Source organism: Stecheria intestinalis (assembly GCF_009696165.1).
GTDB classification, from domain to species: domain Bacteria; phylum Bacillota_I; class Bacilli_A; order Erysipelotrichales; family Erysipelotrichaceae; genus Bulleidia; species Bulleidia intestinalis.
The window spans coordinates 23,687-47,103 of record NZ_VUMN01000012.1 but is presented as its reverse complement, the minus strand read 5'-3'; the positions used below and the strand labels follow the sequence as shown (position 1 = coordinate 47,103).

19 protein-coding genes are annotated in these 23,417 nt (G+C 52.4%); 17 read left to right on the top strand and 2 right to left on the bottom strand.

The genetic code is table 11. The features are described from left to right. Positions 1-46 precede the first annotated feature (46 nt). From FYJ51_RS06400 to gap, 8 genes are all read left to right on the top strand, one after another. Positions 47-1,084, top strand: a complete 1,038-nt coding sequence (locus tag FYJ51_RS06400) for a hypothetical protein (protein ID WP_105302377.1) — start codon at positions 47-49, stop codon at positions 1,082-1,084. Positions 1,085-1,093: 9 nt separating this feature from the next. Beyond that, the gene (locus FYJ51_RS06395) at positions 1,094-3,253 is read left to right on the top strand and encodes an AAA family ATPase (protein WP_154504321.1); all 2,160 of its coding nucleotides are present in this window, start codon (positions 1,094-1,096) and stop codon (positions 3,251-3,253) included. Between the two features lie 91 nt (positions 3,254-3,344). Beyond that, the gene (gene rapZ / locus FYJ51_RS06390; protein ID WP_154504319.1) at positions 3,345-4,217 is read left to right on the top strand and encodes an RNase adapter RapZ; all 873 of its coding nucleotides are present in this window, start codon (positions 3,345-3,347) and stop codon (positions 4,215-4,217) included. After that, positions 4,210-5,172 (top strand): gluconeogenesis factor YvcK family protein, encoded by a 963-nt coding sequence (locus FYJ51_RS06385; RefSeq protein ID WP_105302374.1) that lies wholly within the window; start codon positions 4,210-4,212, stop codon positions 5,170-5,172. The genes rapZ and FYJ51_RS06385 overlap by 8 nt, the downstream gene beginning before the upstream one ends. Then, complete coding sequence (gene whiA / locus FYJ51_RS06380) at positions 5,172-6,119, top strand: DNA-binding protein WhiA (RefSeq protein WP_105302373.1); 948 nt, start codon at positions 5,172-5,174, stop codon at positions 6,117-6,119. The genes FYJ51_RS06385 and whiA overlap by 1 nt, the downstream gene beginning before the upstream one ends. Then, positions 6,116-6,421 carry a hypothetical protein gene (locus FYJ51_RS06375; RefSeq protein ID WP_154504317.1) on the top strand — a complete coding sequence of 102 codons (306 nt, stop codon included), beginning with the start codon at positions 6,116-6,118 and terminating at the stop codon, positions 6,419-6,421. The genes whiA and FYJ51_RS06375 overlap by 4 nt, the downstream gene beginning before the upstream one ends. Next, entirely contained in the window at positions 6,414-7,328 is a 915-nt protein-coding gene (locus tag FYJ51_RS06370) for a GNAT family N-acetyltransferase (RefSeq protein ID WP_105302371.1), read from the top strand. Before FYJ51_RS06375 ends, FYJ51_RS06370 begins: the two co-directional genes overlap by 8 nt. Positions 7,329-7,482: 154 nt before the next feature. After that, positions 7,483-8,502 carry a type I glyceraldehyde-3-phosphate dehydrogenase gene (gene gap / locus FYJ51_RS06365; protein ID WP_105302370.1) on the top strand — a complete coding sequence of 340 codons (1,020 nt, stop codon included), beginning with the start codon at positions 7,483-7,485 and terminating at the stop codon, positions 8,500-8,502. 93 nt (positions 8,503-8,595) lie between these two features. On the opposite strand, the gene FYJ51_RS06360 is transcribed toward gap, so the two are convergent. Together FYJ51_RS06360 and FYJ51_RS06355 are read right to left on the bottom strand one after the other, a co-directional pair. Beyond that, positions 8,596-9,519 (bottom strand): ribonuclease Z, encoded by a 924-nt coding sequence (locus tag FYJ51_RS06360; protein WP_154504315.1) that lies wholly within the window; start codon positions 9,517-9,519, stop codon positions 8,596-8,598. A 72-nt stretch (positions 9,520-9,591) separates the two neighbouring features. After that, complete coding sequence (locus FYJ51_RS06355) at positions 9,592-10,437, bottom strand: TraX family protein (protein WP_154504313.1); 846 nt, start codon at positions 10,435-10,437, stop codon at positions 9,592-9,594. A 242-nt stretch (positions 10,438-10,679) separates the two neighbouring features. Here FYJ51_RS06355 and FYJ51_RS06350 point away from each other — a divergent pair, with 242 nt between their 5' ends. The 9 genes from FYJ51_RS06350 to fusA all read left to right on the top strand — a co-directional run bounded on the left by FYJ51_RS06350 (position 10,680) and on the right by fusA (position 23,370). After that, positions 10,680-11,351: a hypothetical protein gene (locus FYJ51_RS06350; RefSeq protein ID WP_154504311.1), complete on the top strand. Its 672-nt coding sequence runs from the start codon at positions 10,680-10,682 to the stop codon at positions 11,349-11,351. 102 nt (positions 11,352-11,453) lie between these two features. Further along, the gene (gene mutS / locus FYJ51_RS06345; RefSeq protein WP_154504309.1) at positions 11,454-13,988 is read left to right on the top strand and encodes a DNA mismatch repair protein MutS; all 2,535 of its coding nucleotides are present in this window, start codon (positions 11,454-11,456) and stop codon (positions 13,986-13,988) included. Positions 13,989-14,066: 78 nt separating this feature from the next. Continuing rightward, complete coding sequence (gene uvrA, locus FYJ51_RS06340) at positions 14,067-16,928, top strand: excinuclease ABC subunit UvrA (RefSeq protein ID WP_154504307.1); 2,862 nt, start codon at positions 14,067-14,069, stop codon at positions 16,926-16,928. 28 nt (positions 16,929-16,956) lie between these two features. Continuing rightward, positions 16,957-17,934 (top strand): HPr(Ser) kinase/phosphatase, encoded by a 978-nt coding sequence (gene hprK / locus FYJ51_RS06335; protein ID WP_154504305.1) that lies wholly within the window; start codon positions 16,957-16,959, stop codon positions 17,932-17,934. A gap of 74 nt (positions 17,935-18,008) precedes the next feature. Further along, positions 18,009-19,262, top strand: coding sequence for an SH3 domain-containing protein (locus FYJ51_RS06330; RefSeq protein ID WP_154504303.1), 1,254 nt, complete (start codon positions 18,009-18,011; stop codon positions 19,260-19,262). Between the two features lie 37 nt (positions 19,263-19,299). After that, on the top strand, positions 19,300-20,220 hold the full coding sequence (locus FYJ51_RS06325; protein ID WP_205946219.1) for a carbohydrate kinase family protein: 921 nt from the start codon (positions 19,300-19,302) through the stop codon (positions 20,218-20,220). Between the two features lie 129 nt (positions 20,221-20,349). Continuing rightward, a complete protein-coding gene (rpsL, locus tag FYJ51_RS06320; RefSeq protein ID WP_105302361.1) occupies positions 20,350-20,769 on the top strand; it encodes a 30S ribosomal protein S12 in 420 nt (139 codons plus the stop codon). An 18-nt stretch (positions 20,770-20,787) separates the two neighbouring features. Next, positions 20,788-21,258, top strand: coding sequence for a 30S ribosomal protein S7 (gene rpsG, locus FYJ51_RS06315; RefSeq protein WP_105302360.1), 471 nt, complete (start codon positions 20,788-20,790; stop codon positions 21,256-21,258). Positions 21,259-21,291: 33 nt separating this feature from the next. Then, positions 21,292-23,370 carry an elongation factor G gene (gene fusA, locus FYJ51_RS06310; protein WP_105302359.1) on the top strand — a complete coding sequence of 693 codons (2,079 nt, stop codon included), beginning with the start codon at positions 21,292-21,294 and terminating at the stop codon, positions 23,368-23,370. Positions 23,371-23,417: the final 47 nt, after the last annotated feature.

Here is a 23,417-nt window from a genome sequence, read left to right as displayed (position 1 = left end):
TCAGCACCTATTCCTTATGCTATAATCAAAGCCACGAGGTGCAGCGATGAGACGTAGGTCTTCAGGAAATTTCTGGTGGGTCTTCCTGTTTTTTATCTTTTTTGCTAATTCAGATGCCTTCGCTACTTTATTTCTTCTTGCCATTGCGGCGGTCGTCGGCTATCTGCTCTACAGATCCGTGAAAAGCAGCGAAACAAACACGCATACGAATCCCCGCGCTTCTGGAAGAAGGAGTACCGTCAGACGCTATGGCATGTCTGATTCTTCTCATTCTTCCGACCAGAAGGCATGGGTAAATTCCTGGCTTCTGAAGCAGTATCGGAATGGCATCAATCCGGTCCGGGTTTCTACTTCCGGCGGCCATACGATCACGCTGACGATGAAAAGCGAGCGGTTCACGAACCTGGATGCCCTGGAAACAGACTGCGACGGACATTATTTTCGTTCGGTCGCCAGCTTCCGCCAGAAATATCCGGCGCTTTACAATGAGATGTTTGACAGCCTTCTGGCTGCCGCAAAAGAAGACGGAAAAGTCCGCAATCCGGATGTGGTAGATGCAGAATACACGGAACGCACCGAAACAATGAAAGAGGAACCGAAGCCTCAGCAGAATGCGAAGAAAGCAGGATCGGCAGCTTTGAGCGATGCAGAATCCTTCCGGGAAACCATCAATGATCTGAATGATGCCATTCCGGATGAAGAGATTTCCAACTCTCTGTATGAAACGACTTCTCTTCTGAAGCAGCTTAGCGATCTTGAGAAACGCTTCCCGGATCAGAAGCCGCGTCTCAACAAGCTGTACAAGACGTATCTTCCGTACCTGGTTGAGATCCTGAACCAGTACAAGACGCTTCAGCACGTGGAGACAGATGCGAACTACAAGGAAAACGAAGAGAACCTCAAGAAGACCATCGGCCATATCAATGCGGCCATGCGGGATCATCTGATTCCGAGCATGTCCGAGAGCGATTCCATCAATCTTTCCGCTGATATGTCAACCCTGGAAGCCATGCTCAGGAAAGACGGCATGACCGCAGACGATGATATTCAGCAGGCAATGCGCAAAGAACGTACCGGCAGTTAAGGAGCAGATATGAGCAGGGAGACAAAAGACGAAGAGAAAGCCAGGCTGATGCGGGAAATCCTCGAGAAACGGAAGAACAGCCAGACCACAGATCAGGAACCTATTACCCTGACCACGGGAAGCGGTCAGAAAACCGAGCCGGAATCTTCTTCTTCCGCACTCGCGTCCATGCTGAACAGTGCGGCCGATACGACCAATGACATGCTGAGATACGCAGACGATGCCTTTGCGCAGCTGCGCAAGGTGCTGAATGGCCAGCAGAAGGAGCTCGATGAGCTTTCCAGGCAGAATGGACTTTCTGCAAAACCCGGCTATACCAGCAAGGACATGGAACAGATGCAGAAAGACATGCAGGAAGAATATCATCTGAGCAATGAAGAAGTAAACGCGAGGATGCCGGTGAAGAACCTCGACAGCGAGAAGGTATTCACGGAGATCTATCACGAACTCGATGCGGCAGTCGTCGGCCAGGACGATGCCCTCCACGCTGCCTGTGCAGCCTTCCGCCGCCCTTATGTCATGGGCGAGGAACCAGGCAAGCCGAAGAATGTCATCCTCGTCACCGGACCGGTCGGCAGCGGCCGCCATACGATGATCCGCCAGATGGCAGAATCCATGTACCAGCATCAGGCCATTGAAAGCAATGAAGTCCGTACTCTGGATCTCAGCCTCTATACCGGCAGTGCCCAGGAACCGATCTTCTTGCAGGATCTGTATCAGAGTCTTTCTTCGAAGAGCGCCATCATCTGCTTCGAGAACTTCGAGAGTGCCTATCCGAAATTCCGCGACTATGTCAGAGCCCTTGCTGTAGATGGCAAGTGCATCCTGACCAAGCGCTATGTGCTGAATAAAGGAATTCTCGTGGAAACGCAGACAGGCTTGGTGAAGAAGGCGATTGATTCCTTCTCAGCAGAAGGAAAATATCTGGTCTTCCTCACCACCCGCGGAGTCAAAGCAGCTCAGGATGCCTTCGGCGCAGACTTCCTCTATCATGTGCTCGATATCATTTCATTTACCGCGATGACCGAGGCAGATGCGAAGGAGTATGTCAGCCTGTGCCTGAAGAATCTCACCGACAAAGCGAAGAAGAATCTGAAGCTGTCCCTGACTGCCGAAGACTCCTTCGGAGAATGGGTGATTGCCCATTACGACAAGAGCCGCGGCGCAGATGCAATCATGGGCATGTTCGAGGATTATTACATCTCTCTCTCGGAAGCATCTCTTTCCGGAAAGTATCCGGGAGAAAGTGCATTATTAACCATTCAGGACGACGTTCCCGTCGCTCTGATTTCCGGGAAGGCAGCAAAGCTTTCCCGCTCGAAGACAAGCAGCGAAGAGATCGCTGCCGTCAACAAGGAACTGGATGCGATTGTCGGCCTGGAGCCGATCAAGGAGTACATCCGTTCTCTGCAGGCTCATCTGCAGGTCCAGGAACTGCGCAGACAGCAGGGCTTAAAGACTTCGGAAGTCTCCAAGCATATGATCTTCACCGGCAACCCGGGCACCGGCAAGACGACCATTGCCCGCCTGATCAGCCGCTACATGAAAGCCATCGGCGCGCTGAGCCAGGGCCAGCTGGTCGAAGTGACCCGCAAGGATCTGGTTGCTCAGTATGTCGGCCAGACGGCTCCGCAGACGATGTCAGTTATCCGCAGTGCCTTAGGCGGCGTGCTCTTCATCGATGAAGCATATTCGCTGTACCGCGGCAAGGATGATTCGTTCGGACTTGAAGCAATCGATACGATTGTCAAAGCCATGGAAGACAACCGCGAGAATCTGATCGTGATCCTGGCTGGCTACAAGAAAGAGATGTCCACGTTCCTCGAAGCCAACAGCGGTCTGCGCAGCCGCTTCCCGAACATCATTGATTTCCCGGACTATACGGGAGAAGAGCTGCTGAAGATCGCTGAGATCCAGGCTGACAGCAAGGGCTTCACGATCACCGAAGATGCCAGACAGCCATTGCTGGATTTCTTCAATGAAGTACAGTCCATCAACGCTGCCGAAGCAGGCAACGGACGCCTGGCCCGCAATACGGTAGAGAAAGCAATTCTGAAGCAGTCCGAACGCCTCGTGAAACACCCGGGTGATAATCTCAGCGAGCTGAGAAAAGAAGACTTTGACTTCACAATCAATGTGAAGCCGTCTGAAGAAACAGAATCATTCTGAATCGATGCACCTCTGCGCGGGGTGCATTTCTTCTATTCCGGTCAGGTGAATGTGCTTGTGCTAGAATACTTCTGAAGAGCGAAGGACAGTTATGGAAAAGACGAAACGCGTCATTCTGGTCAGCGGCATGAGCGGCGCCGGAAAAAGCACTGCTACCCGGATTCTCGAGGATATGGGCTACCACATCATCGATAATTTTCCTGTGCAGCTGCTGAGCCTTCTGGTCGATATGATCGAAAACAGCACCGATCCCCGCTACAGCTATATTGCGTTATCGACTTCGGCAGAAGACTTTCCGGCTTTTCTCAGAGGCATCAAAGGAGAAGGCATCGAGGTGCGCGTGCTGTTTCTGGATGCCAGCGATACCGTGCTGATCCACCGCTACAAGAGCACCCGCAGAACCCATCCGATGCTGCTGAGCAATACGGCAAACACACTGGAAGAAGCCATCGGCGTAGAGCGTACGATGCTCAGCAAGGTCATCAATAATTCGTTTGTCACCATCGACACCTCATTCCTGACCGAAAAGGAAATGAAGAATACGCTGAACCAGTATTTTGCCAAGGGCGCAGCTCCTTCGTTTTCCATTTCCTTTATTTCCTTCGGCTACAAATACGGGGTTCCGATGGATGCCGATCTGATGATCGACGTCCGCTTCCTGCCCAACCCGTTCTGGGTTCCGGAACTCAGACCATATTCCGGCAATGACAAATGCGTCTATGACTATGTCATGGAGAAACCAGAAACGAAGGAATTCCTGAAGCGCCTGCTTTCCTTCATGGACTATTCCTTCAAGGAATATGTCAAAGAGGGAAAGAACCATTTCACGGTAGCCATCGGCTGCACTGGCGGCCAGCATCGCTCTGTTGCGATCACCAACTTCCTATATGATCACTACAGAAATACCTATCATTCCTATAAGCAGCACCGGGATGAAAAGAAATGGATAACCGGAAATGAGTAAGAAGAAACGCATTGTCATCATCGGCGGCGGCCATGGCCAGTCCACGATCTGCCGCGGGGTCAAGAACATCCGCAATGCGGATATCACCGCAATCGTCACCGTCGCAGATGACGGCGGCAGCACCGGCCGTCTGAGACGGCAGTTTCATATTCCCGCCATGGGCGATATCCGCAATGTCATGACCGCTCTGGCAGAATCCGAGACCCTGCTCACCAATCTCATGAACTATCGCTTTGAAGATCCGGACGGAACCGGCGAAGACGTGCAGGGACATAATCTCGGCAACCTGATTCTGACTGCCCTCACCCAGCAGTGCGGTTCCTTCATGGAAGCGATCCAGATGATCGGCAAGGTTCTGAATGTCAGAGGCACAATCATTCCTGCCACCACCGAAGTCATCTCTCTCTATGCACGCATGGATGACGGCGTCATCGTCAAAGGCGAAGCCAACATTCCGGATGTGAGCAACCATATCCGGAAGGTCTTCTATGACAAGAAAGTCACTGCAACCCCGGAAGCAGTCGAAGCGATCCGGAAAGCAGATCTGATTCTGTACGGCATCGGCTCGGTCTATACGAGCATCCTTCCGAATGTGATCATTCCGGAAATCCAGGAAGCCCTGAAAGAAACGAAAGCCAACCGGATCTACTGCTGCAATGCCATGACCCAGCCAGGCGAAACCGACGGCTACAGCCTCGAAGACCATGTGCAAGCCCTGCTGGACCACGGGGCTCCGGTTGATGCCGTACTATATGCCAGCGACAAGCTGCCTGAAGAAAGCATCGAACGCTACGAGAAACAGGGAAGCACCCCGGTGAAAATCCGTTCCCGCAAGCATCCCTATAAGATCTACCGGCGTCATATGCTGCGATTTGATGATGGCCTGATCCGCCATGATCCGGTTAAAATACAGAAAGCAGTAGAATCACTGAAAGATAAAAAGAGAGAAGACTGATGTCATTTACCCAGGATGTAAAGCAGGAAGTATCCCTGCGCAGAATCACAGGCGATGAAGAACGCGCAGAACTTTCTGCGCTGATTCAGATGACTTCCTCGCTCTCCATCTCCAGTCAGGGCATGTGCATTCTGGTCACGACTGAAAACGCCGCTGTCTCCAGAGCTATCTTCCGGATGATGAAAGAATGCTGGGACGTCGATATCGAACCAGGCGTGCGCAGAAGAATGAACCTGAACAAGAATCTGATCTACAACCTCCGGGTATACGGCAACGTGACGCAGATTCTCAAAGACCTCGGCATCTACTCTGCAAGAGGCCTGCTCGACAAGCCGCTGCAGAAGATCGTTCAGAAGGATTCGTGTGCCCGGGCTTATCTGGCCGGGGCCTTCATGGCCGACGGCAGCGTCAACAGCCCCGGCACCACGAACTACCACCTGGAAATCAAAGCCGCCAACGAAGCCCATGCCGGCTTTCTCATTGAGCTGCTGTCGAGGTTCTACATCAATGCCCGCCAGGTCGAACGCCGCGGCAAATATGTCGTCTATGTCAAAGCAGCCGAGAAGATCGCCGACTTTCTGCGCTGCATCGGAGCTGAACAATGTCTGCTCGAATTCGAGAATGAACGGATTTCCAGAGACTTCGCCAACAACGTGCAGCGGCTCAACAACGTCGACGTCGCCAATGAAGTGAAGTCCATGAAAGCTGCCAACAGTCAGCTCGAGGACATCAGGGTCCTCGAAGAAGCAGGAAAGATCACTTCCCTGGATCCGAAGATCCGTGACATCGTCCAGCTGCGCAAGGAAAACCCCGAAGCCACTCTGAACGAGCTGGCTGAGAAATACCGGTCCATGACTGGAATCGTCGTATCCAAATCAGGCATGAAGCACCGCTTCGTGAAGCTTCATGAACTCGCTGAAAAAGAGAAGGGAGAACAGACCCTATGAATCCGAACCGGAGCACGCTCTACCGCATTCTCTATATTGCCGTCCTGGTTGCTGTGACTTGTTTTGCAGTCCGCTACCTCTGGCCAGTTCTGCTGATCGGGGCAGCTCTGATCGCACTCCGGGTCCTGCAGACCCGCCGCATGACGAAAAACGCAGAGGAAGAAGCGAAAAAGATGATGAGGGGCAATGATATTTCTTCATGGCAGGATGATCTGTTTCGCTCCCAGGCCGACCGCATGCAGCAGAGTGATATCATAGATGCGGAATATACGGAGCAAAAAGAGGATTCAGATCATGATTGAACAGGGAAATCCATCGCTCACCGGCGGCATCCGCGATTGCTGGAAAAAGAGCTTCACGCTGGAAGATCCGCGCTTCACGGACTACTTCTTCCGCAATGTGTTCCGCCCGGAATATGCCTATGCTGATGTGGAGAACGGCAGAGTAGCAGGATCCGTCATGCGCATTCCGCATGCGGTGATCTTCAACGGCAGAGTGCTTCAGGAAAGCATGATCAGCCGGGCCTGCACGCTTCCGGATTTCCGGAACCAGGGTATCATGCACGATCTGATGGAAACCGTCATCGATGCATGCTCGCATACCGAGCTCATCACCCTGATGCCCGCCGATCAGAACAAGAACGGCAGTCAGTGGGGCTTTGAACCAGTTGCCTGGCGTACGGATTACCTGCTTACCCGGGAAGATGTCAAGCGCATCACGAACTTCGGCTGTGCTTTTGAACCATCGCCATTGGATATGCTGCGGGTATACAGCGCCTACATCCGCCGCTTCAACGGCTTCTATGCAAGAGACCTGGAATACTTCGTGCGCTACAAGAAAGAAATCAATGCCCGCGGCGGCAAGATCGTCGCCTACTACGATGCCAGAAATGTTATCCAGGGCTATGCTGCGATCCTGATCCGCGGCCGCGAGGCAGTGGTCGAAGAATGCGTATACCTGAATTCCATCGCGCTGAACAAAGTGCTCAACGCTGCTCTGCAGGAACGTTCTTCCGTGCATCTGCATACTTCGAAAGCAGAGAATCTCTCTTCGCTGTTCCCGAATGCGGCCCACGAAGATTATCCTTCCACGCTGGCCAGGCTGAATGACCCGGAACTCTTCTCACGACTCTTCAATGCTGACGTGAAGACCGTTCAGGATGCCTTTGCCCTGAGCCGGAAGCCGCTTAACCTCAGCGAGTCCATGTGATCTGAGCCCGATCCGCAGCAGACCGGGCTTTTCCTTTCCGAAAGTACTTGAAAACCCGGAAATGTCCATTGATTATGCAGGTTTTCACAATTGACTATCCCATGCCTTAACCTTATAATTTCTTTGCAACATAGAGGAGGTCATAAATACTGACATGACAGATGTAAGAGTTGCGATTAACGGTTTTGGACGTATCGGTCGTCTTGCTTTCAGACAGATGTTTGTCTCCGAAGGTTATGAGGTTGTTGCAATCAACGATCTGACCACACCTTCCATGCTGGCTTATCTGCTGAAGCATGACACAACTCACGGCAAGTGGGACCATGAGATTTCCGCTGACGATGAGAAGGGTACAATTACAGTAGACGGCAAGGAAATCACCATCTACAAGGAAAAGGATGCTGCTAACCTGCCTTGGGGCAAGCTGGACATCGATGTAGTTCTGGAGTGCACTGGCTTCTATACCTCCAAGGAGAAGTCCATGGCTCACATCAATGCTGGTGCTAAGAAGGTTGTCATTTCCGCTCCTGCAGGAAAGGATCTGAAGACCATCGTTTACAGCGTCAACGAAAAGACACTGACTGCTGAGGACAAGATCATCTCCGCAGCTTCCTGCACCACGAACTGCCTGGCTCCGATGGCTAAGACTCTCAACGACACATATCCGATTCAGTCCGGCATTATGTGCACCGTTCACGCTTACACCGGCGATCAGATGGTTCTTGATGGACCGCAGAGAAAGGGCAACCTCCGTCGTTCCCGTGCTGCAGCATGCAACATCGTTCCGGCTTCCTCCGGTGCAGCTAAGGCAATTGGTCTGGTTCTTCCGGAGCTCGATGGCAAGCTGATCGGCGCTGCTCAGCGTGTACCGACCCCTACAGGATCCACCACTCTGCTGTTCGCAGTTGTCAAGGGACAGGATGTCACTGCAGATAAGATCAACGCTGCTATGAAGGCTGCTGCTTCTGACTCCTTCGCTTACAACGAAGAGGATATCGTTTCTTCCGATATCATCGATGAGACCCATGGTTCCATCTTCGATGCTACTCAGACCATGGTTCTGAAGATCGACGACAACACCTATGAAGTACAGGTCGTCTCCTGGTATGACAATGAGAACTCCTACACTTCTCAGATGGTTCGTACCATCAAGTACTTCGCTAACGTCAAGTAATTGATCTGAAGACAGAAAAACAGAGCCGGGCTTAAACCTGACTCTGTTTTTTTCATGCATGCATAAGATGACGAGGATGGTGATGTGCCATCCTTATTCTGTTTCATCCCTGAAGTTCAGCGTGATCTTCTTTCCATTCTCGCCAAGCTCCGTTTCCGGGAAGATTGCTCTCGCTGCTTCCAGGCCTTCCTCCGGATGTGACTCCGCCGGACTGAAGTGCGTCAGCCAGAGCTTCTTCACTCCTGCCTCTTTCGCCAGCTGGGCAGCCTGTGTGAATACCATATGCTTCTTGATCTCCGCAGCCTCCGCTCTCTCTGCATCGGCATACATGCCTTCGCAGATGAAGAGGTCAGAACCCTTCGCAGCCGGAACGATCGAATCACATACGGTCGTATCCGTGCAGTAAGTTACTTTCAGTCCTCTTCTTGCACTGCCCATCACCTGATCCGGGGTAAATGTCTTCCCATCTTCGGTAACAGAAGTTCCTTTCTGCAGGATATTCCAGAACTTCAGCGGAATCTGCAGGGCAGCAGCCTTTGCTGCATCGAATTTTCCAGCCCGATCCAGAGCCAGGGAATACCCGTAGCAGGGAACGCTGTGATGAACCGCAAACGCATGAATATGAAGCGGGGAATCTTTCTCAAAATCAAACGAAGCAGAATTGCCGGAAAGCTCAATGCCGCTCAGATCAAACGGGAAACCAGCGACAATGCATAAGCTGTTCACGACTTCCGTGAGCCGCTTCGGCCCGGCAATGGTAACCGGAGCAGTCCGCCCGGACATGCCCATCGACATCAGCAGTCCCGGGAGTCCGAGAATATGATCGCCATGGTAATGCGTGATCAGGATCAGATCGATATCATGCGGACTGATGCCGGCAGAAGCCATCGCAATCTGGGTCCCTTCCCCGCAGTCAATCAGAATGCCGTGCCCATTGTATCGGATATATAAAGAAGTAAGCCACCTTCCGGGAAGCGGCTTTGTGCCCCCGCATCCCAGCAGACAGAGATCAAGCATGATGAAGTTCCTTTCTGCAGACAGTATACCGCAACCGGAAGATCATCACCCACCTGCACACCCGTACTTTCTTCAGGAAAGGAACAGAACCCCGATCAGATAGATCGCATACACATGAAGGGGATAATAGAGATAGAAGAAGTACTTCATTCCTCTGCCTTTCTTTCCGCTGTAAAGCAGAATCGGGATCAGCGCAAAGATCATCATCCACTGATTGTTCGTCTGGAATGTCCCGGACACAATCAGATAGGCGATATAGAGACCGCAGAAGATCACGTAGAACCATGCGGTCTTTTTACGGCTTCCGAAGGTGAGGTAGAACCCGATGCCGAGCAGAATCCACATCACGCCTCCCTCGGTCAGAAACGGCGTCGGGAGAAACGTCAGCACCAGTCTCAGAGCAGGGGTGAACCACCCGGTATCATAGATGGCCGGATTTCCAAGCAGAAGAAGAATCCCTGCTCCGAGAAGCCATGGCAGAAGGGTCATCAGAAGACTGATTCCCCGGTGAGCATCTCTCTGCTTCTTTTCCGAGACGAAGCGCTCTGCCCAGGATACTTCCCAGGTGATCAGAAAGAAGGTCTGGAAGATGCCATTGTCCAGAAACGGAATGCTGGTATTCGCCGCAAAATGATCTGATATCAGCCCGTTAACGACCTCCATGCCGGCTCCGAGCACATACAGCCTCAGCATCATCTTCTTCCGGTTATGGGTATAATGCATGCCGCAGCCATGCACAAACAGAAAGATCGGCGCAGACAGTCTGCCCGCCATCCGGAACCATTCCGGAACCGGAAGCACATAGCCCCAGTAATATCCAATATGATCCAGGGTCATCAGGATCAGCGCAATCAGCTTCAGATCAAAGCTGGTCAGTCCCTTTTTTCCTGTCTCAGTGTTCATAGAAATATCTGTCATTTCAAGTTCCTCAGGCAAGTACTTACTGTATTAGTGTACTAGTACAGAAATATATTTAGAGCAGAACCTTCTGTCAACAGAAATCCGGAGAAATCGCAGAAACATGCATGGTTCATGCCTATAAATACCCTATGTAACAAATGAAAATAATAGAAGAAAATGAAAATAGTTAGAAATCCAACTAATTCCCGGTTCATTGACAGACCTTTTCCGGATGGTAAAATAAACCGTGAACACTGATTATGAAGATGATGAAACAGATTGCAGGAGTGCTTGGAAGTGCACTTATTTATATCAGTTCCGCCGGCTTTACCAGCAGCTCCTTCAGCCTGACAAAATTGCAGAACTATTATAAAGAATTCAAATCTACACCGATTGAAGTCGCCAGCAGCAGCTCCATCAAGACCTATGAGGACTACCGCGGCATCACGGCCGTCGGCAGTGCACAGTATCAGTATATTCACAACCATATGACCGTCGATCAGACGACAGGCCTCCTGTATGATGAAGACGGCTTCATCGGGGTCGCCCTCGGATACAACTTCGGGGATATCGGTACGCGTTATTACTTTGAACTCGATACTGGCATCACGATTCCGGTCGTGAAGGTTGATGCGAAAGCAGCGGTCGATGCCAGCGACGGATGGACAGCCAATTCCAATGGCAGCGTGCTGGAATTCGTCATCGACTCCGATATCGCAACGAGCTACTTCGGCGGCACGAACGGACTTGCATCGAGCGGCAACTTCAATAACTATGAATACCTGAAGGGCAATATCGTCGGCATCGAGCTTGTCTCGGATGAGAAGGCAGATGATGGCTCCGTCGTCTATGAGACAAGTCAGACAGCCAGCGTCAAGAGCGACGAAGACAGCGATCACATTCAGGTTGTTCAGGGCGGATACAGCGACTGAACCTAATCATGAAATCCATAGATCTGTGCGCGCGCACGGATCTTTTTTTCTTCTCTCATTGCTCTGATATAATGAAACACGCAAAAAGCTGGAAAAGACAACATGGCAGAAAAGACAGAAACTTATACCCCGATGATGCAGCAGTATCTCAAAGTGAAGGAGAATTACCCGGATGCTCTGGTATTCTACCGGATCGGCGACTTCTATGAGATGTTCTTCGATGATGCGAAGACTGCAAGCAGAGAACTGGACCTGGTCCTGACGGGCAAGAATGCCGGCGTGAAAGACCGGGTTCCGATGTGCGGAGTTCCGCATCATGCGGTCGGATCCTATATCCAGAGACTCGTGCAGCGCGGATACAAGATCGCGATCGTCGAGCAGATGCAGGACCCGAAAGAAGCGGTCGGACTCGTGGAACGCGATGTCATCCGCGTCATCACGCCGGGAACTGTCATCGATGAGATCGGCGATGAGAAGGAGTCTGTCTATCTGGCATCTGTAGAAGACTATGGCTACGGCTATTCCGTCGTCATGGCCGAAGTCAGCACCGGCGAGAACTTCGTCGAGAATGTCGCTCATACTTCTTCTGCCCTTGCTCAGAACCTCCTGAAAAATAATGCCCGGGAAATTGTTGTCAGAAAAGACTTTGATAATCGGGTAATCCGGATGCTGAGGGAAATGCAGATCGTGATTTCCTATTGTGATGAAACGGAGATCAGGGACGAATATCTCCCGCTGTGCGAGAACCTGTCCCGTGACCCGGACCGGCTCGCTTACGGCCGGATGCTGAATTATCTTGAAGCGACCCAGAAACACATGCTGGCTCATCTGCAGACCGTATCCATTGAAGATGAGAACAGCATCCTTTATATGGACTTCAGCACCCAGCAGAACCTGGAGCTGATCGAATCCCTGCATCGTCAGAGCAAGGGCCAGACACTCTGGACCTTTCTGGATGTATGCCGTTCTTCCATGGGTTCCCGTCTATTGAAGAAGTGGATTGAGAAGCCATTAGTCAATCAGGCTGAGATTGAAAAGCGCTATGACCGTCTGGAATACCTGAAGAAGCACTTCATGAACCGTCAGAACCTCCGCGATCATCTCGGTCAGATCTATGACCTGCAGCGTCTCATCACGAGAATTGCGATGAACAGCGCCAATGCCATCGACTGCGTGCGCCTCAGCAAGACGCTGAATCAGGTGCCGGAGATTCTTGCGGCAGCAGATTCCACGGAGTTCGACTTCTGCCGTTCCGTCGATCCGCTGAGCGATCTGGCAAAGAAACTGGACGGGGCCTTTGTTGAAAACCCGCCGGTGCTGACCAGCGAAGGCGGCATGTTCCGGGACGGCTACAGCAAGGAGCTTGATGAAGCCAGAACCATTCAGCGAAACGGCCGCGAATTCATCAGCCGCATGGAAGCGGAAGAACGGGAACGCACTGGCATCAAGACCCTGAAGATCGGATACAACAAAGTATTCGGCTACTATATCGAGATCTCCAAGGCAGCCGCAGCCCAGGTCAAGGAAGAATGGGGCTATGTCCGCAAGCAGACGCTGGTCGGCAATGAACGCTTCATCTCCCCGCAGCTCAAGGAAAAAGAAGACATGATTCTGCATGCCGAAGAAAATGCCATCCGCATCGAGAAACAGCTGTTTGCCGAACTGACCGCAGAAATCCGCAAGTCGCTTGCCAAGCTGCAGAAGCTCTCCATCGTCCTTGCGGAAATCGACTGCTATGCAGCACTGGCAGAGATCTCTTCCCGCTATGGCTATGTCAGACCGGAATTCACCGATGACGAACTGAAGATCGAAAGCGGCAGACATCCGATTCTCGACGAGATGATGAAAGATCCCAAATACGTCGCCAACAGCGTGGAGATGAACAAGGATGAATCCATCCTGCTGATTACCGGACCGAACATGGGCGGTAAATCCACCTACATGCGTCAGACCGCACTGATCATCATCATGGCGCAGATGGGCTGCTATGTTCCGGCAAAGTCCTGCCGGATGCCGGTATTCGACCGCATCTTCACCCGGATCGGCGCCAGCGATGATATTCTCTCCGGTCAGTCTACCTTTATGGTGGAGATGACGGAAGCCAACCGCGCCCTTCAGGAAGCGACCTCGCATTCCCTGATTCTCTTCGATGAGATCGGGCGCGGAACTTCCACTTATGACGGCATGGCCCTGGCCCAGGCAATGATCGAATACATTGCGGCATGCATCCATGCCAAGACCTTATTCTCCACCCACTACCATGAGCTCACGACGCTGACTGACTCCATCGGCTGCGTGCGCAACGTGCACGTCGTCGTCAAAGAGGAAAACGACAAAGTCACGTTCCTCTATAAGATCCGCGATGGGGCAGCAGATCGTTCCTACGGCATCAACGTTGCAAGACTCGCCGGTCTTCCGGATGCCGTCCTGGAACGTGCCCGCGGGCTGCAGAAAGAACTCGAATCCAAGAAGCGCGTCGTGCAGCAGAGCTATCAGCTCGTGGAAATGAAGAAAGAAGATCCGACCGCTGAAGACATCCTGAAGAAACTCAGAGACGTGAATCCGGACGACCTATCGCCAAGAGAAGCCTGGATGATGCTTGAAGATCTGGCATCAGAAGCGAAAAAGAAAGAATAATCAGATCCTGCATGCGTCATGCAGGATTTTTATGGAATGTGTCATTATAATCAATCAGATACTGATGGGAGGCATCAGATGGAACAGGATAAAATCATCATCCGCGGAGCCCGCGAGAACAATCTGAAGAATATCAGTCTCGATATTCCGCGCAACAAGCTGGTAGTCATGACCGGACTTTCCGGCAGCGGCAAGACAAGTCTTGCCTTTGATACGATCTATGCAGAAGGACAGCGCCGCTATGTCGAGTCTCTTTCTGCTTATGCAAGACAGTTTCTCGGAGGCGTGGACAAACCGGATGTCGAACTGATTGAAGGTCTTTCTCCGGCCATTTCCATCGACCAGAAGACGACCTCAAACAACCCTCGATCCACCGTCGGAACCGTCACGGAAATCTATGACTATCTGCGTCTTCTGTATGCGCGCTGCGGCGTGCCGTACTGCCCGACGCATCATATTCCGATCACCGGCCAGACCGTTCAGGAAATGGTCAATCAGCTCTTTGAATACCCGGAAGGAACGAAGCTCACCGTCATGTCTCCGATCATCCGCAACAAGAAAGGAACCTTCAAGGATACCTTTGCCCGCCTGCAGAAAGAAGGCTATATCCGCATCCGGGTGGATGGCGAAGTGAAGCTGCTTGAAGATGACATCGAACTGGAAAAGAACAAGCGCCACAATATCGATGTCGTCATCGACCGCATCATCCTGAAAGCAGAATCCAGAAGCCGTCTGAGCGATTCTCTGGAAACTGCCGTGAAGCTTGCTGATGGCATGGCCGTCGTGCTTGCCGATGACAAAGAGAATCTCTTCTCCGAGAACTATGCATGCAAGATCTGCGGCTTCTCCGTTCCGAAGCTGGAACCGCGTCTGTTCTCATTCAATGCGCCGCTCGGGGCCTGCGACCAGTGCCATGGCCTCGGCATCACCGAAGAAGTTGATGTGAATCTCCTGATTCCGGATCCTTCCAAGTCGATCCGGGAAGGCGGCATCCGCTATTACAAGAACATCGTCGATACGGAAAACATCGAATGGCAGACATTCGCAACCCTGTGCAAGGCATATAAGATTGATCTGAACAAACCACTGAGCAAGCTCACGAAGAAGCAGATGGACATCATCCTGTACGGAAGCGATCGTCCGATTTCCTATACCATCGTCAGCTCCGGCGGAAATAAGTATTCCCGGAATGACTACATCGAAGGCGTCAAGAACATGATCGAGCGCCGCTATGCCGAGACGACCAGCTCTATGTCCAAAGACTGGTATCACTCCTTCATGGTGGAAAGCCCCTGCCCGAAGTGCGGCGGCAGACGCCTGAATGAACAGGCCCTCTCGGTTGAGATCGGCGGAAAGAACATCATGGACTTCACCGCCATGTCTGTCGTCGGCGCCCTCGACTGGATCGATCATCTCGAACTTGGCGAGACGCAGAAGAAGATTGCTGAGATGGTCCTCAAGGAAATCAGAAGCCGTCTGCAGTTCCTCAAGGATGTCGGCCTTGAATATCTGACTCTGGATCGTCTGGCCGGAACGCTGTCCGGCGGCGAAGCTCAGCGCATCCGTCTGGCTACCCAGATCGGCTCCCGCCTGAGCGGAGTCCTCTACGTGCTGGATGAACCCTCCATCGGCCTTCATCAGAGAGACAATGCCAAGCTGATCCGCACCCTCAAGAACATGCGAGACCTCGGCAATTCTCTGATCGTTGTCGAGCATGATGAAGAGACGATGATGAGTTCAGACTGGATCGTGGACATCGGCCCAGGTGCAGGCATCCATGGCGGCAATGTCATGTTCAATGGCACGCCCCAGGACATTCTGAACTGCGAGCAGTCCATCACCGGACAGTACCTCTCCGGAAAGAAACGCATCGATGTTCCGAAGGAACGGCGCAAGGGCAATGGCAAGTTTGTCGAGATCGACGGCGCTGCCGAACACAACCTGAAACATATCAACGTGAAGTTCCCGCTCGGCAAGCTTGTCCTGGTTACCGGTGTTTCCGGCTCCGGGAAATCAACGCTGGTCAATGAAGTCTTCATGAAAGCCGTCCAGCAGAACCTCGGTTATTCTAAAATCCGTCCGGGAAAATACGACAGGATCAGAGGTCTCTCCAATATTGACAAGCTCGTGCAGATCGACCAGAACCCGATCGGCAGAACGCCTCGCTCCAATCCGGCAACCTATACCGGCGTCTTTGATGATATCCGCGATGTCTTTGCCCAGACTCCGGAAGCCAAGCTGCGCGGCTATGACAAAGGCCGCTTCTCCTTCAATGTCAAAGGCGGCCGCTGCGAAGCCTGCCAGGGCGATGGCGTCAAAGTCATCTCAATGAACTTCATGCCGGATGTCTATGTCCCGTGCGAAGTATGTCATGGCAGGCGGTACAACGAAGAAACCCTGCAGTGCACCTTTAAAGGAAAGAACATCTCCGACGTGCTCGATATGACCGTAGAAGAAGCACTCGTTCTGTTTGCCAACCATCCGAAGATCCGCAGCAAGCTGCAGACACTCTGCGATGTCGGCCTGGGCTATCTCAAGCTCGGCCAGTCTTCCACCACCCTGTCCGGCGGCGAAGCACAGCGCGTCAAGCTCGCTTCTGAACTGCAGAAGAAGCCGACCGGCAAGACCGTCTATATTCTCGATGAACCGACCACCGGTCTTCATACCGATGACGTCAAGCGTCTGATTTCCGTGCTTGAACGCATTGTGGATACGGGCAACACCGTCATTGTCATCGAGCATAACCTCGATGTCATCAAGTGTGCGGACTGGATCATCGATCTCGGTCCGGAGGGCGGCGATCAGGGCGGTACCATCGTTACTCAGGGAACCCCGGAACAGGTCGCCCAATGCAAAGAATCCTGGACTGGCCAGTATCTGAAGAAAGCCCTGGAATGGACAAAGGCACAGGAGGCATCTCACCCGGAGACCGGCGCGTGATATAATTCGTTTCAGGAGAACTCATTTTATGACAGATCAGGATCAGCCGCAGTACCCTAAGAAGGTAATGATTCAGGATATCGTGAATTTCTTTCAGCTGGAACAGCTCACCGGAAATCAGGATTCCCTGAACCGCTGGGTTGTCGTTCCGGACGTCAACCGCCCGGGCTTTGAGCTTTCCGGCTACTTTCAGCCGACCGAGCCGCGCCGGGTTGTCATCATCGGCAATAAGGAAATTGAATATATCGAGCATCTCAGCGAAGAAGATCAGCGGGCAAGATATCAGAACATCACCGATGCGCTGACCCCGATGATCGTCATCACCCGGAACAATCCGCTTCCGCCGGTATTAGGGGAAGTGGCGAATTCCCGCAATTTCCCGATCTTCCGCACCTCGCAGGCAACTTCGCAGATGATGGTTGATCTGATCACCTACCTCGACGAGCAGCTTGCCCCGGAAGCGACGATTTCCGGAGATCTTCTCATCGTGCATGGGAAGGGGGTTCTCATCACCGGAGAAAGCGGGATGGGCAAATCAGAAACCGCCCTGGAGCTGATCCGGGATGGAAATATGCTGGTCGCAGATGACCGCGTCGACGTGCAGAAGATTCATAACAAGCTCTTCGGACACGCTCCGGAACTGCTTCAGGGCATGCTGGAAATCCGCGGTATCGGCATCATTGATGTAGAACGCATGTTCGGCGTCAACAGCCTCAATGAACGCAGTGCCATCGATCTGGTCATCAACCTGGTCAAATTTGATTCCAGCGAGGAATATGTCCGCATCGGCGATGAACAGACCCACATGACCAGAATCATGGACGTCAGTATTCCTGCCATGTCTCTGCCGGTATCTCCGGGCCGCTCCATGCGGGCAATGGTGGAATCGGCAGTATCCAACTTCATCCTCAAGGATGAAGGCTACAACAGCACGACCGTATTCAAGCAGAGGCTCCATGATCTGCTGGCAAGAAACAACGAAGAAGAGAAGAAGCACCACGGCTGAACATCCGGTCGGTAATGCAAACATTCTCTTCCCGTTGTAGAATAATCCTGTGATTTTTATGTGAAAGGAACCTCATGGAACAGTCAACGTTGAACCTGGTCATGCGGGCAAAGCAGGGTGACGAAAAGGCAATTGCTGCCTTGGTGAAACTCTATCATCCCAGCGTGAAGCAGACCATCAGATCCTATATCGGAAATGAAGCAGATTATAAACCTGTTGAGACCCAGGCATTTGCCAATGCCTTCACTCATTTCAATACGCTCCAGAACCCGAAAGACTTCGAGTCCTGGCTGGATGGCTATGTCCGCAAGGAATCTGTCAACCATCTGCTGAACCCGATCGCCAATGCCGTGAAGGAAGCAGATAACGCGCCCTCCAAGCCATCTGCTCCGGAAAACTATGAGATGCCCCATTTCAATTCTGAAGAAACTGGCGTGCAGCCTTCAGCTGGCGACCCGGAATTCCGCAAGGAAATTGATGCGTCTGATCTCTACAGCCTGTTCTCCGATGCTCCGGCAGCGAAGAAACAGGAACCTGCCGAAAGTGCAGCAATGCAGAGAAGTACTCCGGTTCAGCCTCTGAATCAGGAAACGGAAGAGGATGATGAAGAAGAGGAAGATACCGTTCCCCGCCGCCGTCCGAAGAAACAGGAAGAAGAACCGAGGAAGAAGCATTCTCTGAAATCCCTCTTCATGGAAGAAGATGAAGACGACGATGATGAGGAGGAGGATGGAGAAGACGAGAAAGAAGAAGCCCCGCGCCGCAAGCCTGCCGAAGTGAAGAAGCCCCGCACGCTGAAATCCACTTATGAAGAAGATGACGAGGACGATGAAGAAGAGGATGAAAGCGGAGAGTCCGGAGGCATTCCGGGCGGCGTCCTGATTGCGCTGATTGTCATCCTGGCAGTCATTGCGCTTGGTCTTGGCACATATTTCATTGCTCCGGGCATTTATAACAGCACGTTCGGAAAACTGCCGTTCCTGCCATCCGCAGAAACGACTGCTGCTACTCCGGCAGCCACCGCAACTCCGACCCCGACTGCAGCCCCGACGGCTACGCCGGAACCTTCAGCTTCGGCATCTGCTGAACCTACTGCAAGTGCGGAAACCAGCACCAGCAGCGTGGTCGGCACCGTCACGGTCAATGTGAGCGGCCTTAACATCCGCTCTTCTGCAAGCACTGCAGGAGAAAAAGTGGGAACTGCTGAGAGCGGCAAATCCTATGATGTCCTGAGCACCAGCAATGACGGCACCTATACCTGGTACCAGATCGGTGAGAACCAGTACATTGCCGATAACGGCAGCTGGTGCACTTACAGAGCAAACTAAAGGAGACAGGGAACCGCAAGGTTCCCTTCATTCATCTATGAAGATCACCGGCATTGGTTCTGCCTGCCTTGACCGCATCCATCAGCTGGAAGCCTGGCCGAAGGAAGACGGCAGCACCCATATTCTTTCCACCATCACGCAAGGGGGCGGAGCAGCCGCAACTGCCATCGTCACGGCCAGACGTCTCGGCCAGAAAGCGGCCATGATCGCCGCCATCGGCACCGATGAAGCCGGAGCAGAAATCCGTCGGGGTCTGGAACAGGAAGGCGTCGATACTTCCTGCCTGCAGATCTATGAAGGAACCAGTCCTCACTCTGAGATCATGGTCAGTCCGGATGGCAGCCGCACGAAATTCGTGCAGAACAATACCCTGCCGTCGATTGACTGGAATGAAACCTGCCGGAACATGATCTGTACCTCCGATGCGATCCATCTGGATGGCACCCGCTATGACAATGCCTTCGCCGCTGCCAAGATTGCCCAGGAAGCAGGCGTGCTGATTTCTCTGGATGGATGCCATATGCAGGAAGACCATCAGAAAGACATCCGGCTTGCCTGCATGGCTGATGTCCTGATCATGAATGCCAGATATCCGATGATGACCACCGGCTTGTCCATGGAAGAAGCACTCTTGTTCTATGCCCGGCATTGCAAGGTCGTGATCACGACCCATGGTGCAGATGGCTGCTATGCAGTCATGGACGGAAGGGTGGTTCACTTTCCTGCATTTCAGGTACAGGCAGCTGATACCACCGGCTGCGGAGATGTCTTTCACGGAGCATTTCTGGCGGCGTATCTGGAACATCAGCCCCTGGAAGACTGCATTGCCTTCGCCGAAGCAGCCGCAGCCCTCAAAAGCCTCAAGCCAGGCGGCAGAACCGGCATTCCAAACCGCAGAGCCGTACAGGAATTCATTAAGAACCACTCGGACCCGTGGATTTTGCAGAAAAATGATTGACATGCCTGATCAGATTGATATATGATCTTCGTGCTTAGCGGAAAAAAGGCTTTGCCATGCGCAAAGCCTAAATTAAGGCTGAGATAGGAAACACACGGAGACGTGTGCATATGAGGAAAGGAGTAGGGAATGCCTACAATTAACCAGCTGGTACGCAAGGGACGTACCGATAAAGTCTACAAGTCAAAATCACCGGCATTGAACAGAGGATTTAACTCTCTGCAGAGTGCCCCGACCAAACTGAACAGCCCGCAGAAGAGAGGAGTCTGCACTCGTGTCGGCACCATGACACCGAAGAAGCCGAACTCTGCACTTCGTAAATATGCCCGTGTCCGTCTTTCCAACGGCATGGAAGTCACTGCTTACATTCCGGGTGTCGGACATAACCTCCAGGAACACTCTGTCGTTATGATCCGTGGCGGCCGTGTCAAGGACCTCCCGGGTGTTCGTTACCACATCATCAGAGGTACGCTCGACTGCGCAGGCGTTGACGGACGCAACCAGGGCCGTTCCCTGTATGGAGCTAAGAAGCCGAAGGCTTCCAAGTAATAGAGAGGAGAAAAGAAGATGCCAAGAAAAGGTTATGTAGCAAAGCGTGATGTACTTCCGGATCCGATCTATAACTCCAAGCTCGTCACAAAACTGATCAACAAGATCATGATCGACGGCAAGCGCGGAACTGCTCAGAACATTCTCTACAATGCATTCAACATCATTGAAGAGAAGACCAAGCAGAATCCGATGGAAGTATTCGAAAAGGCACTCGGCAACGTCATGCCGATGCTTGAACTCAAGGTCCGCCGGGTCGGCGGTGCCAACTACCAGGTCCCGGTAGAAGTATCTGCAGAGCGCAAGCTCACGCTGGGTCTGCGCTGGATCGTCAACTATGCAAGACTCCGTCATGAGCCGACCATGGAAGAACGTCTGGCAGCAGAGATCATGGATGCTGCAAACGGAACCGGTGCTTCCGTGAAGAAGAAGGAAGATACCCACAAGATGGCAGAAGCGAACAAAGCATTCGCTCACTATCGCTGGTAATCTGGACAGAACCAATAAGGAAAGGAATGATTTATGCCGAGAGAGTTCCCGATTGAAAAAATCCGCAACATCGGAATCATGGCTCACATCGATGCAGGCAAGACCACAACGACTGAGCGTATTCTGTATTACACAGGAAAAATTCACAAGATCGGTGAGACACACGACGGCGCTTCCCAGATGGACTGGATGGCTCAGGAGCAGGAACGTGGTATTACCATCACTTCCGCTGCTACCACCTGCCACTGGAGAGATTGCCAGATCAATATCATCGATACCCCAGGGCATGTCGACTTCACTGCTGAAGTAGAACGTTCCCTCCGCGTACTGGATGGTGCTGTCACCGTCCTGGACTCCAAAGCCGGAGTTGAGCCGCAGACGGAAACCGTCTGGAGACAGGCAACAGAATACAAGGTTCCGCGTATCGTCTTCTCCAACAAGATGGACGCTACAGGCGCTGACTTCGATATGTCCGTCGCATCCATCGGCAACCGTCTTGGTGCGAAAGCCGCTGCAATTCAGATGCCGGTAGGCAGTGAAGCTTCCTTCCGCGGCATTATCGATCTCGTCACTATGAAGCAGGAAATGTACGAGAATGATCTCGGAACGGATATCCATACCGAGGAAATCCAGCCGGAATTCCTCGATAAGGCAAAGGAAATGCATCAGGCGATGCTCGAAGCAATCGCAGATTATGACGATGATGTCATGATGAAGGTCCTCGAAGGCGAAGAGCCTACCATCGAAGAAGTGAAGCGGGCAATCCGCAAGGGTGTCCTGACTTCTGAATTCTTCCCGGTTCTCTGCGGTTCCGCATACAAGAACAAGGGCGTTCAGCTGCTGCTCGATGCAGTCGTTGACTACCTGCCGGCTCCGACCGATGTTCCGTCCATCATGGGACATACGGAAGATGGCAAGGAAGAAGCACGTCATCCGCGTGATGATCAGCCGTTCTCTTCCCTGGCATTCAAGATCGCTGCCGATCCGTTCGTCGGCCGTCTGACTTACTTCCGTGTCTATTCCGGTCACGCAGCTGCAGGCTCCTATGTTCTCAACTCCACGAAGAACAAGAAAGAGCGCTTCGGCCGTCTGGTCCGCATGCATGCAAATCACCGGGCAGATATCACAGATGTCTACACGGGCGACATTGCCGGTGCGGTCGGTCTGAAGTACACCACAACCGGTGATACGCTCTGCGATGAGAATGCACCGATCGTTCTGGAATCCATGGTCTTCCCGGATCCGGTCATCCAGATGTCCGTCGAACCTAAGACCAAGGCAGACGCACAGAAGATGGACTCCGCACTGCAGAAGCTTGCAGAAGAAGATCCGACCTTCAAGACCTACACTGATGAAGAAACCGGCCAGACGATCATCGCTGGTGTCGGCGAACTTCAGCTCGATATCATCCTCGACCGTATGAAGCGTGAGTTCAAGGTTGAGGCAACCGCAGGTGCTCCGCAGGTTGCTTACCGTGAGACCATTAAGAAGCAGGCAGAAGTCGAAGGCCGCTTCATCCGTCAGTCCGGCGGTCATGGTCAGTATGGTGACGTATGGATCCGTTTCATCCCGAATCCGGGAAAAGGCTTCGAGTTTGAGGATGTGACAGTCGGCGGCTCCGTTCCGAAGGAATTCATCAAGCCTACCCAGCAGGGTCTTGAAGACGCGCTGAACAACGGTCTTGTCGCAGGCTATCCGGTTGTTGACATCAAGGCACAGCTCTTCGATGGAAGCTATCACGAAGTTGACTCTTCCGAACAGGCTTATAAGATCGCTGCATCCCTCGCTCTGAAGGAAGCTGCAAAGCATTGCGATCCAACGATCCTCGAGCCGATCATGGCAGTCGATATCACGGCTCCGTCCGAATACCTCGGTGCGGTCATGGGCGACATCACCAAGCGCCGCGGCCAGATCCGTGAACAGGAAGAAACCGGCAACGCCATCAAGGTCAAGGCATTCGTTCCGCTGGCAGAAATGTTCGGCTACATCACTGACCTGCGTTCCTTCACTCAGGGCCGCGGCGTCTACATGATGCATATGGATCATTACGAAGAAGTACCGAAGAGCATCGCCAAGACCATCATTGAATCGCGTTCTACCGAATCAAAGTAAGCATTGAAAACCAAGGCTGTTTATCATAAAATGATAGCGGTCTAAAT